Source organism: Xanthomonas dyei, assembly GCF_002939865.1.
GTDB lineage: Bacteria > Pseudomonadota > Gammaproteobacteria > Xanthomonadales > Xanthomonadaceae > Xanthomonas > Xanthomonas dyei.
Genome location: NZ_MDEE01000013.1, coordinates 32,378 through 44,659, shown reverse-complemented (window position 1 = coordinate 44,659; position 12,282 = coordinate 32,378). Strand labels below are relative to the sequence as shown.

At 64.5% G+C, this 12,282-nt stretch carries 8 protein-coding genes and 1 pseudogene; 3 read left to right on the top strand and 6 right to left on the bottom strand.

Annotation, left to right across the window (positions count from 1 at the left end; all coding sequences use genetic code 11):
- Nucleotides 1-115: 115 nt before the first annotated feature.
- Nucleotides 116-496 carry a response regulator gene (locus tag XdyCFBP7245_RS10615; RefSeq protein WP_170068605.1) on the top strand — a complete coding sequence of 127 codons (381 nt, stop codon included), beginning with the start codon at nucleotides 116-118 and terminating at the stop codon, nucleotides 494-496.
- Between the two features lie 105 nt (nucleotides 497-601).
- Nucleotides 602-4,370 (top strand): annotated as a pseudogene (locus tag XdyCFBP7245_RS10610) (PAS domain S-box protein).
- Nucleotides 4,371-4,929: 559 nt separating this feature from the next.
- Here the strand turns inward: XdyCFBP7245_RS10610 and XdyCFBP7245_RS10600 are convergent.
- The gene (locus XdyCFBP7245_RS10600; RefSeq protein ID WP_104615626.1) at nucleotides 4,930-7,293 is read right to left on the bottom strand and encodes a Tex family protein; all 2,364 of its coding nucleotides are present in this window, start codon (nucleotides 7,291-7,293) and stop codon (nucleotides 4,930-4,932) included.
- A gap of 103 nt (nucleotides 7,294-7,396) precedes the next feature.
- Nucleotides 7,397-7,624 (bottom strand): hypothetical protein, encoded by a 228-nt coding sequence (locus tag XdyCFBP7245_RS10595; protein WP_055854106.1) that lies wholly within the window; start codon nucleotides 7,622-7,624, stop codon nucleotides 7,397-7,399.
- A gap of 193 nt (nucleotides 7,625-7,817) precedes the next feature.
- On the opposite strand from XdyCFBP7245_RS10595, the gene XdyCFBP7245_RS10590 reads away from it, so the two are divergent.
- Nucleotides 7,818-9,029, top strand: coding sequence for an NAD(P)/FAD-dependent oxidoreductase (locus tag XdyCFBP7245_RS10590; RefSeq protein ID WP_104615625.1), 1,212 nt, complete (start codon nucleotides 7,818-7,820; stop codon nucleotides 9,027-9,029).
- Between the two features lie 193 nt (nucleotides 9,030-9,222).
- Here XdyCFBP7245_RS10590 and XdyCFBP7245_RS10585 read toward each other — a convergent pair whose 3' ends face one another.
- From XdyCFBP7245_RS10585 to phaE, 4 genes are all read right to left on the bottom strand, one after another.
- Nucleotides 9,223-9,663: a hypothetical protein gene (locus tag XdyCFBP7245_RS10585; RefSeq protein WP_170068610.1), complete on the bottom strand. Its 441-nt coding sequence runs from the start codon at nucleotides 9,661-9,663 to the stop codon at nucleotides 9,223-9,225.
- A gap of 5 nt (nucleotides 9,664-9,668) precedes the next feature.
- Nucleotides 9,669-9,866, bottom strand: a complete 198-nt coding sequence (locus XdyCFBP7245_RS10580; protein ID WP_029219975.1) for a PspC domain-containing protein — start codon at nucleotides 9,864-9,866, stop codon at nucleotides 9,669-9,671.
- A 109-nt stretch (nucleotides 9,867-9,975) separates the two neighbouring features.
- Nucleotides 9,976-11,052, bottom strand: coding sequence for a class III poly(R)-hydroxyalkanoic acid synthase subunit PhaC (locus XdyCFBP7245_RS10575; RefSeq protein ID WP_104615623.1), 1,077 nt, complete (start codon nucleotides 11,050-11,052; stop codon nucleotides 9,976-9,978).
- The gene (gene phaE, locus XdyCFBP7245_RS10570) at nucleotides 11,049-12,263 is read right to left on the bottom strand and encodes a class III poly(R)-hydroxyalkanoic acid synthase subunit PhaE (RefSeq protein WP_104615622.1); all 1,215 of its coding nucleotides are present in this window, start codon (nucleotides 12,261-12,263) and stop codon (nucleotides 11,049-11,051) included. Before phaE ends, XdyCFBP7245_RS10575 begins: the two co-directional genes overlap by 4 nt.
- Nucleotides 12,264-12,282: the final 19 nt, after the last annotated feature.

Sequence of the window (12,282 nt, the reverse complement as noted above, 5' to 3'; positions counted from 1 at the left end):
GCGAATGAAACGAACAGTGTCAGGACGCTCCTGACGAATTCAGGTGCAAGCGGCGTCGGCAGCGCCTTGGCCGACCAGCCTGGATATACTGGCCGACCTAGTGAAGGAGTAAGCAATGTCGGTGTTGCGTGGAGTTCGGGTACTCGTGGTCGAAAACGATGACATGAATGCCATGCTGCTCGAGTTGCAGCTTGTCCATGCCGGTGCGGCCGTGGTTGGCCCTGTCGGCGAGGTGCAGGATGCGCTGCAGTTGATCCGGGCCGACGCGCCGGATATCGCCGTGCTGGATTATCGCCTGGGCAATGGCCAGACCAGCGAGCCGGTTGCTAGCCTGCTGTCGGAACTCGGAATTCCCTTTGTGCTGGCGACCGGCGTTGCCAGCGGCAGTATTCCCACCGGCTTCGAACGTGGGGTCATTCTGACCAAGCCCTATCTGTCCGAAGAACTTGTCGGCGCCCTCTCGCGTGCGCGGCAGCTGAGCAGCGCCAGTAGCTGACCGTACCGCGCTGCCTCGTCGCCACCTGACCGGGTGTCGGCTGCGGTTGCCACCGGAGCGGTTGTCACTAGAATCACCCATCGAAGATTTGCAGGTGGTTGCTGGATGGAGAATGCCGCCTCGCCGTTTGCCGGCCTGTTACCGGAGCCGAGCGAAACTGCAACATTGGTCGTGGCGTCCGCATGCGCCAACGACCGGCTGCTCTGCAGCAGTCAGGCACTGCGCACCGCGCTGTCGGTGTGTCTGCACGCACAGCACCCGATGCTATTGGTCTGGAGTGAGCACGCACGCTGCATCTACAACGATGCCTGCATCGCGTCGTTCGGCCAACGGCACCCTGCTGCATTCGGCCAGCCGCTTGCGGAACTCAACGCGATCCCCGGGGCTGGCGACCTGCCCGGCGGCGCAGGCGCTGCATTGAATCTGTCGACATGGTCGTGCAGTCCTATCCTGGATGCCGGCAAACAGGTAGGCGCGTTGTATGTGGCCACTGCGCCTGCACGCACTGCGCGCGAACGGCGTAGCGACGCGGTGTCGCTTGCAGCGCCGCCCGTGCTCGACCAAGCGCCGGCGTTCATGGCAGTGCTGCGTGGGCCTGACTACGTCATCGAAAGCGTCAACCAACGCTTCCACGATCTTGTCGGCGAGCGTCCATTGCTGGGCCGCCCCTTGCTGGAGGCGATGCCGGAGATCGCCGATCAAGGCTATCTCGGCCTGCTCGACGAGGTCCGTCGTAGCGGCCAGCCTTTCATCGGCGAATCGATGACGGCCTATCTGCAGCGCACACCCGGCAGCACGCTCGACGAAACGTTCGTCGACTTTCTGTACCAGCCGATGCGCGACAGCGATGGTCGCGTCGATGCGATTCTGGTGCACGGCTTCGACGTGACTGCGCAGCGACGCATCGAGAGTCGCGACAGTTTTCTGCTGATGCTCGAAGACGCCTTGCAGCATGTCTCGGACCCGCGGCACGTCATCGACACCAGCGTGCGCCTGCTTGGCGAACATCTGCAGGCCAATCGCTGTGCGTTCGGACTGGCGGCCGAAGATGGCAGCACCATGCATGTAATCAGCGACCATGTGCAGGACATGCCGAGCCTGCAAGGCGACTTCCCGATGGAAGTGGCCCAAGGCCTGCGCGATGCGCTGCTGGCGAACCGGCCGTGGTTCACCACCGATGCGATGGCGCCAGGTGCGCCGGACTATGTGGCCGAGCAGTATCGCCACTCCGGCTTGCGCGCGTCGTTGGCAATCCCGCTGCATAAACATGGCCGGCTGGTCGCGGCAATCGGCGTGCATCAACGCGCACCGCGACGCTGGTTGTCGACCGAGATCGAGCTGGTGCGGCTGGTGGCGGCGCGCTGTTGGGAGTCGATGCAGCGGGCCAAGGCGCAGCAGCAACTGGCCGCCAGCGAAGCGCGTCTGCGCCGGCTTGCCGACACCTTGCCGCAGATCATCTTCATCGCCGGGCCGGATGGGCAGCCGCACTACTTCAATCAACGCTGGTACGAATACACCGGGCTGGATCCGAGCGACAACGAGAGCGCCGCGTGGCATCGGGCCCACACCACCGACGGACTGCAGCTGTCGGTGCAGGCATGGCAGGACGCATTGTTCGACGCGCGCCCCTACGAGATCGAGTGCGAATTGCTGCGCCACGATGGCCAGGTGCGTTGGCATCTGGTGCGCGCCCTGCCCGTCCGTGGCGACGATGGCGGCATCAGCGAATGGATCGGCACCTACACCGACATTCACGATCGCCGGACCTTCGAGCAGCAACTGCGCGAGAGCGAAATCCGCTTCCGTGCGCTGTGCGAGACGGTGCCGGCCATGATCTGGATGTCAGACGCGCAAGGCGATTGCGTGTACTGGAACCCGCGCTGGTACCACTTCACCGGACAAGCCGAAGATCAGGCGCTGGATCAGGGCTGGTGGGATGTGATGCATCCGGACGATGCCGGACGCGTGCGGTTGGCGTTCGAACAGGCACTGGAACGGCACGGCGAATTTTTGGCCGAATACCGGGTGCGCCGCCACGACGGCCAGTACCGCTGGTGCATCGATACTGCCTCGCCGCATTTCGCCAGCGATGGGCGTTTTCTCGGGCATATCGGCTCGCTCACCGATATCTCCGAACGCAAGCACATCGAAGATGCCACCGCGTCCGACCGCGCAATCCTGAGCCTGATCACCACCGGCGCACCGTTGCCGGTGGTGCTGGATGCGATTGCCTTGAGCGTGGAGGCGCGCGGTGAGATTGGGCTGTATTGCTCGGTGATGGTGCTGGACGAGGTGCGGCATACCCTGAGCTTCGGCTCGGCGCCGCACTTTCCGCTTGCGTATCACGGCAACTTCGAGCCGGTGCCGATCGGTCCGGATGGGCCGCCTTGTTCGCGTGCCGCACATCTTGGCCGGCAGGTCATCTGTGCCGATCTCCAGGCCGATCCAAGCTTCGGCCCTCACCATGCGGTCTCGGCGATGCTGGGCATCGTGGCGTGCTGCGTCACGCCGATCTTGTCCAGCGATGGTCAGGTGTTGGGCACGCTCAACATCTACTACGACCGTCCGTATCTGCCCTCGCTGCGCGAACAGGCAATGGCGCGCTCCGCATCGCACCTGGCCGGCATCGTGATCGAGCGCACGCGCGTGGATGCCAAGCTCAAGCTGTCGCTGCAGGCGGAAACCACTGCACGCGGTCAGGCCGAACATGCCAGCCGGGTCAAAGACGAATTCCTGGCCACGCTCAGCCACGAATTGCGCACACCGCTCAACGCGATCCTGGGGTGGTCGCGACTGATGCAGTCGCAGAGCTTCGCGCCGGAGAACCTCACAAAAGGTCTGGTCATCATCGAGCGTAGCGCGCGCGCAGACGCAGATTATCGACGACCTGCTGGATATGAGCGCGATCCTGTCCGGCAAGATCCGTTTGCAGTCCGAGCATTTCGACATTGCCGGGTTGGCGCACAGCACAGTAGAACTGATGCAGCCGGCCGCGCTGGCGCGCGACATTGCACTGGAACTGGATGCACCGGCTGGGAGCGAGCTGTGGTTCTTTGGCGATGCCGGGCGCTTGCAGCAGGTGCTCACCAATCTGCTCAGCAACGCGCTCAAGTTCACCGCACCCGGTGGCACCGTACGCGTGGGCCTGGATGCGGAGGACGGGCGCCTGCGGCTATGCGTGCAGGACAGCGGGATCGGCATCGCGCCGGAATTTCTGCCACACGTGTTCGATCGGTTTCGGCAGGCAGATGCCGGCACCACGCGTCGGGTTGGCGGACTGGGGCTGGGGTTGTCGATCTCACGTCAGTTGGTGGACCTGCATGGCGGCAGCCTCGGGGCCTCCAGCGCTGGCGAAGGCAAGGGGGCGATGTTCACCATCGTGCTGCCGTTCCAGCATGGGGTCAGTGGCCTGCGCCCGCCTTCGGTGGAGTCGAGCCAGCATGGGCCACTTCCGGCTGATTGCCATGGGCGGCTGGACGGCGTGCGGGTGCTGCTGGTCGACGACGATCAGGATTCGCGCGAGGCGGTGCTGCAGTTTCTGCTATTTGCCGGCGCACAGGTGCAGGCGGCCGGCTCGGTGGATGCCGCCGAGCAATATCTGGCCGCTGCGGCATTCGATGTATTGGTCAGCGATATCGCGATGCCGCTGCGCGATGGTTACGACCTGATCCGCACCGTGCGTGCCGGTCGCGCCGATCTGCCACGGCATATTCCGGCAATCGCGCTGACTGCTTATGTGCGCGAAGAAGACAGCGACCGTGCGGTGGCGGCCGGTTTCGATGCGCATATGGGCAAGCCGGTGGAGCCCCCCGGACTGGTCGACCTGATCGAAGGCTTGGTGGTGCCGACGCGCGCAGTGCCGGGAACGGCGTGAGATCGCCCGACGGCGGCTGATAAAAAGAATGCAGGCAGGGAGCAGGAAGAATGCCAATGCCCCGATTGCGAATGCAGAATTTCTTGCAGGAGCGCACCGTCTGATAGCCCGGCGCGCTTCAATTGCTGCCCGACTGCATTCCCGGCTGCATCTGCACAACGGGATTCGAGTCGAAGCGTCGTTTGTTGGATGCAGTCAAAAGCTCAGGTCGTCGAGGGCGCAGTGCCCTCGACGATTGCGGGACACGTCGTGAATCCATTCGTGGCGGCATTCATGCCGACACAGGGTCCCGCAATCGGCGAGGACACCGCACCAGATTGGAACGTTGTTGAAAACATGCACACCGACCATTTCGACTGGTCCTTGCCCGCCCACCGTCGCGGGACCTTATGCGGCATGGATGCCGTAGAAGAGCCAACAAGGACGTCCTTGCGGCGTGTCCCGCGATGGTGGGCGGGCAAAGGCCCTGCTGTAACGTTGCACAGCAGTCGCTCTACGACTGATCTGCAACGTTGCTGCCCAATCACTCGAAGGCAGTCGCCGCCCCAGGCAGCATGACTTAGGTGCGTTTGGCGCGGGCGAATGCGGCAGCCAGTGCGTTATCGGCCGGTGGCGCAGTGGTCCGCGGCTTGCTGTTGCCGGGTGCCGGCCCACGTCCGCCGCCGTCGCGACGGCCCTGCCCCGGCCCGCCATTGCCGCGTGCATCGCGCGACTGCGCCGTGCCATCTGCCGCCGGCGGCGTGTCGGACAGGCGGCAGGTCAGTGCGATGCGCTTACGCGGCACATCCACTTCCAGCACCTTGACCTTGACGATATCGCCGGCCTTGACCACATCGCGCGGATCCTTGACGAAGGTGTCCGACAACGCCGAGATATGCACCAGTCCATCCTGGTGCACGCCGATATCGACGAAGGCGCCGAACGCGGCCACGTTGCTGACCACGCCTTCCAGCACCATGCCCGGCTTGAGGTGCTTGATGTCTTCAATGCCCTCGGCGAATTGCGCAGCCTTGAACTCCGGACGCGGGTCGCGGCCGGGTTTTTCCATCTCTTTCAGGATGTCGCGCACGGTCGGCACACCGAACTGCGCATCGGTGAACAGCTCCGGCTTCAAGCCGCGCAGGAAACTGCCATCGCCCAGCAACGCCTTGATCGGCTTGCCGGTGTTGGCCACGATGCGCTCGACCACCGGATAGGCTTCCGGATGCACGGCCGACACATCCAGCGGCTCGTCGCCATCGGCAATGCGCAAAAAACCGGCGCATTGTTCGAAGGTCTTGTCGCCCAGACGCGGCACCTTGAGCAGATCCTTGCGACGCTTGAACGGGCCGTTGTCGTCGCGGTGGCGCACGATGTTCTCGGCCACCGTGCTGGACAGGCCGGAGACACGCGACAGTAACGCTGCCGAGGCGGTGTTGACGTAGACGCCCACGGCGTTGACGCAGTCTTCCACGCGCGCCTCCAGTGCCTTGGCCAGGCGATACTGATCCACGTCGTGCTGATACTGGCCCACGCCGATCGCCTTGGGCTCGATCTTGACCAGCTCGGCCAGCGGGTCCTGCAACCGCCGTGCGATCGACACCGCGCCGCGCAGCGAGACATCCAGCTCCGGGAATTCCTTGGCGGCAAACTCGGACGCCGAATACACCGACGCCCCCGCTTCGCTGACCACGACCTTCTGCAACTTGGTCGCGCCGCACAACGCGATCGCCTCACCGGCCAGCTTGTCGGTTTCGCGGCTGGCGGTGCCGTTGCCGATCGCGATCAGCTCCACGTTGTACTGCATGCACAGCTTCTTGATCGTCTGCAGCGACTGGTCCCATTGCCGTTTGGGCTCGTGCGGGTAGATCGTCTCGGTCGCCACCAGCTTGCCGGTGGCATCGACCACGGCGATCTTGCAACCGGTGCGGATGCCCGGGTCCAGCCCCAGCACCACGCGCGGGCCCGCTGGCGCGGCGAGCATCAGGTCCTTGAGGTTGTCGCCGAACACGGCGATCGCTTCGGCCTCGGCCTTCTCGCGGGCCTGGTTGAACAGGTCCAGCAGCAGGTGCATGTGCAGCTTGGCGCGCCAGGTCAGCCGGCAGGCGTCCAGCAACCAGCGGTCGGCCGGGCGGCCCTGGTTGGAAATGCCGGCACTGCGCGCCACCCGGCCTTCGGCGTACTGATGTCCGGCTTCGGCATCGCTGCCCGGGTCCAGGTCCAGATACAGAAATTCCTCGCGGCGCGCGCGGAACAGCGCCAGCAAGCGGTGCGACGGAATTTTCGCCAGCGCTTCGGCATGGTCGAAGTAATCGCGGTACTTGGCACCGGCCTCTTCCTTGCCCTCGGCGACGCGTGCGCGGATCACCCCGTTGTCGTTGAGCCAGCTGCGCAGTTCGCCGACTAGCGCGGCATCTTCGCCCCAGCGCTCCATCAGGATCGCGCGGGCGCCTTCCAGCGCGGCCTTGATATCGGCAACGCCCTTGTCGGCGTCGATGAAGGCGGCGGCGGCCACCTCCGGCGCCTGCGTCGGGTCGGCCAGCAAGCCATCGGCCAACGGCTCCAGCCCGGCTTCGCGCGCGATCTGCGCACGCGTGCGGCGCTTGGGCTTGTAAGGCAGATATAGATCTTCCAGCCGCGACTTGGTGTCGGCAGCGGCGATCTCGTTGCGCAGTTCGTCGTTGAGTTTGCCCTGCTCGCCAATGCTGGACAGGATCGCCGCGCGGCGGTCTTCCAGCTCGCGCAGATAGGTCAGACGCGTTTCGAGGTTACGCAGCTGGGTATCGTCCAGGCCGCCGGTGACTTCTTTTCGGTAGCGGGCGATGAACGGCACGCTGGCGCCTTCGTCGAGAAGCGCGATGGCGGCGCGCGCCTGGGCGGGTTGGGCACCGATCTCGTCGGCGATGGTGCGAGCGATCTGCTGGGCAAGCTGGCTATCGTGCATGGCGGCGCGGAATAAACCGCTTCACTGAAAAAAAGCATTTTCGCAGTGTGGGCCCGCCACGGAAACCCGTTGACAGCGCCGCCGTAAACCTATGCCGCCGCGCTCAACTGGCGCGGTGCGCGTAATGGGTGGCGGCGCGCTCGACCAGAATGCTTTCGTGCATGGATTCCAGGGCCATGACACGGATCTTACCGACGTTCTTCAGCGGCACCATGCGTTCCACATAGATCTCAGGGCCGGCGTCGGTCATTGCCCGCGACTTGCTGAACCCGTAAGGCACAACGCCCTTGTCGCCATCTTTGCTGCCACCGACGTACAGGACAATCGACATACCACACCCTCTTGCTTGTTGCAGTTGCTGCATTGGGGGGCGCGAGCATAACGAGCGCGCCGTGAGGAACTTTCCACGCACGTTAACGCCGGCTGTTTGCGGTTTGGTGACGGCCTCATGGCCGGGCGCGCCTCACGACCACTTCACCCCGCTTGGCCGTCCAATCCTGGTTCACCCGTTCTCACGACATCGCATGGACCTCAAAAGTGGCTACCCGTTCTGGTCGATCCGTAATGGATTGATGCGCGCCTATCCACGCCTGGAGCAAGACACCCAGGCCGAGGTCGTCATCGTGGGCGGCGGCGTGACCGCCGCGCTGATCGCGCACGACCTGCTGCGCAACGGGCATGAAGTGGTGGTGGTCGAACAGCGCGAGATCGGCTGGGGCAGTACCTCCGCCAGCACTGCGCTGTTGCAATACGAAATCGACACGCCAATGGTGGATCTGGCCACACAGCACGGCATGCCGGCTGCCGCGCTCGCTTACGGCGCCTGTGCGCAGGCCATCGTCGATCTGCAGGACCTGTGCGACAGCGTGGGTGGCTGCGACTTTACCCGCCAGGACAGCCTCTACTACGCCAGCCGTGCGCGCGATCTGAAAGACCTGCGGCGCGAGCTCGATGCACGCCAGACCCATCGGCTGCCGGTGGAATGGGTCGAGCGCGAGGTGTTGTGGCACGACTACGGCGTGCGCTCCGACGGCGCCATCCTTAGCCGCCTGGCCGCCAGCGTCGACCCGTATCGGCTGTGCTATCGCCTATTTGCCGAAAGCGAGCATTACGGCGGACGCATCTTCGATCGCACCACGATCGCTAGCATTGTCCCGCACGATCAGCACGTGGAATTACGTACTCAAGAAGGCGTCGTCGTACGCGCCAAGCACGTGATCATGGCCGCAGGCTACGGCAACCAGCAGTGGCTGTCGCAGCGCGTGGCACGTAATCGCAGCAGCTATGCCTTCGTCACCGACCCGCTGCACGACAACGAGATCGGCGCGCTCAAACACACCATGATGTGGGAGACCGCACGCCCGTATCCGTACGTGCGCAGCACGCCCGACGGCCGTGTCGTTGCAGGCGGTGAAGACGACAACGTGGACATTCCGGCACGCCGCGATGCGCGCGTGGAAAGCAAATTGAAGACGCTGCTGAAGAAGATCGGCAAGACCATGCCGGACGTGCGTTTGTGCCCGGTGTTTTCATGGGGCGGCACGTTTGCCGAAACCGCCGACGGCCTGCCGTTCTTCGGCGCGCATGCCGAGCAAGGCCCGCGCGTCTTGTTTGCAATGGCCTACGGCGGCAACGGCATCACCTACAGCGCAATCGGTGCGGGCCTGCTGCGTGCGCAGCTGGAAGGCAAACCGCATCCGTTGTCTGAACTGTTCGGGTTCTCGCGATTGGGTTGAGAGCGGCTGCCGTGTTGCGATGCAGCCGCTGAGTGCGCTGCTGGCACCAAGAACGGCTGACAAACATCGCGAGCGATCGTCAGGAGAGCGTGGAGAACGCACTCAACACCGGGGTATACGCGCGGGATCCATGCCGCGCCGTCCAGGCGGTCAACGCAATCGTTTTGTTAGCCGCTCGAAGTTGATGTGATGGCTACGACCACCATGGCCACCAACCGCGGCCATGCATCGCGTACGCATCGGCCGCCCGTTCCAGAGGGTTGCGCACATGGATGCCGCCGCACATCAGATACACCGGCAGGAACAGCGGACCGAGCAGCATGTATTGATACACATGTGCGCGCTCGTGATCGCCCAGGCGCACCGGCGGATGCGCGCAGCGGCCGGCCGCGTGCGCGTATGTGCTGCATTGCAGATCCAGCGATGCGCCCTTGAGCAGGATCACATTACCCAAGGTCATCGCCCCGCCCGGCCCCCAGGGCCAGGCATGAAAGACAAACGCGAGCTCGTGAGCCGACCAGCGCGGGCGGGCGCCAAAACAACTGCCGATGGCACCGATCAACAGGCCAAGCACGGTGTTGGGCAGCGTCCACAACGCCCCCAGCACCAGCAATAGCGACGGGGCGTGCCGCAACGGGCTCAATCGGCCTGATTGGGGATCAGTAGCCACAGGATCAGGTAAACCAGGATGCCGGGGAACGCGGCAGAGGCGATCGAGACGATCACGAACAGAACGCGCAGCAAGGTGGAGCTCCATCCGAAACGACGCGCGATGCCGCCGACGACGCCGGCGATCATGCGGTCATTGAGAGAACGGGACAGTGCAGTGGTGGCCATGGGCAGGCTCATTGAACGTAACGAGCAGTCTAAAAAGCCGGGCAGCAGCAGGCCGTGAGGGACGGCGGTGTGCGAGCGCAGGCAGGCCTGCGCGGTTACACGCAGCGCATCAGACGCTGCGGTCGCGCTCCTGCAGCCAGCGATGGATCGCCACCGGTACCTCGCGCTGGGCACGTCCGGACACATAAATGCCGATATGTCCGCCACGAAAACTCAGTTCGCTGTAGTCGTCACTGCCCACCAGCCCACGCAGTGCACGTGAGGCATCCGGCGGCACCAGATGATCGTGTTCGGCATAGATATTGAGCACCGGCATATCGACGTCCTGCAGATCCACCGCCTGCCCGCCGATGCTCACCTGGCCGGTGACCAACCCATTGCGCTGATAGAACAAGGTCACGAATTCGCGGAACGCCTCGCCCGCCAGATCCGGCGAATCGAAGATCCACTTTTCCATGCGCAGGAAATCTTCCAGCGCCTGCTTGTCGTCGAGGATGTCCAGCAAGCCGACGTACTTCTGCAAATTGAGCCGGAACGGCTTGAGCATCAGGTAACTGGCGTTCATCAGATCCGCCGGCACGTTGCCCATGGTGTCCACGAACAGATCCACATCCACCATGCGCGCCCAGTTGGACAGCATGTTGTCGGGGGTGTGGAAATCCACCGGCGTGACCATGGTGATCAGGTTGCGCACCTTGTGCCGTTGCAGCGCGGCGTAGCACAGCGAAAAAGTGCCGCCTTGGCAGATGCCGAGCACGTCCACCGCCTCCAGCCCCGATTGCGCACGCAGGTGATCCACCGCGCCATCGATGTAGCGCAGCAGATAGTCCTCGAGCGTGAGATAGCGCTCGGAGCGGTCCGGGTAGCCCCAGTCCAGCACGTAGACATCCTGGCCGTGACTCAACAGGCCCTTGACCAGCGATCGATCGGCCTGCAGGTCCACCATGTACGGACGATTGACCAACGCATACACGATCAGCAGCGGCGTCTTGGCTACCGGCGCCTGCTCGCCGACAAAGCGATACAGCACCACCTTGCCGTCGCGCCAGATTTCTTCGCGTTCGGTGACGCCGTAGTCGACGTCTTCCACACCGGGCAACAGTTTCAGGCCTTCGCGCAGCTTGCGTTGCAGCGACAGGGTTTCCTGCATCAGGTCTTCGGCGCTGAATCCCAACGGCCCTTTCATGCCTTGGCTCCACGTGGGGTGCGTGCGACCGGCTTGCTGCCGGACGCCTTGCCGGACGAGAGTTTCGATGCGGCTTTCGCTGTGGCGCTCTTTTTAATCGCAGGTGTTGCAGGTGCGCTCTTCTTGGGCCCAGCTTTTTTGGCCACGGTCTTCTTTACTGCACCGGTTGGAGCGGCCGGCGTGCGTGCAGCCGCAGCTTTGGGCGGCGCTGCGCGCTTGGGCGTGGACGAGGCCTGCGGATCGGCTGCCGTGGTGGCTTCGGCAGGCTTGCCAGCCGCCTTGGTGCCGGCGGCGGCGGCGGCGGCGGTGCGCAGCATCCGGCGCACCGCGCGTTCCAGTTCTGCGATACGGCGATGCGCAGCATCCATCTCCGAACGCGTCGGCATCCCGAAGCGCTCGCTGAGCTGTTCGACCTCCTCCTGCAAGGCCGCGCGCAAGCGCATATGCGCGTTGGCAAACCCGCCGTACACGTCGCGAAACCGATCCGACAACGCGACGTCGGCATAGGACTCTTCGGCCGCCTCGATCCACAGATCGAACAAGGCGCGCGCGCTGGTCAGCTGGCTGCCGCTGCTTTCGTGCTCGCTCAACTTGGTGGTGAAGCGGGTGAAGGCCTGCTCGATCGCTGCCTTGAGTTGCTCGCCGTAGGCCTGCGACTGCGCCTGATAGTCCTGCTGCGCGCGGGCCAGTTTCTGCAGGCGCGCCTGATGATTGCGGTTCAATCCGAAGGCCGGCATGTCCAACCATGGCGCGTTCTCTTCGCGCCATTTGCCCAGGGCCTGCGCCGCCTGCTGCAGCCACGGGTCGAAGCCGCCGGGGCTGCCGCCGCGCAGCGAGCCCAGCGTCCACTGCATCAGTTGCTCGCCCTGCCCCTGCACGGCGCGCCTCCAGGCATCGGAGACTTCGTTGGCGGAGGTGTCGCGGCCGGCGAACTGCCCGGCCACCTGCTGCATGGTGCCGAACCAGCCGCCAGCCTGGGTGCGGAAGCGGTCGATGGCTTCCTGCGCCTGCGGCGCGGCCTGGGTCGGCAGCAGCTGCGACCACCAGTCCACTGCCTTTCTCCAGTCCTGCGGGGCGTCGCCGCCGGATGCCGGCGGTGGCTGCGCAGCGGAGCCAGACTGGCCGTGGCGCATGGCGTCTCCCCAGGCGGCCCAATACTGGCGTGCCTTGTCCTCGACATTGCCGTTGTCCGAACCGCTGCTTGCCATCATGCCCTCCTGTGACGATCCA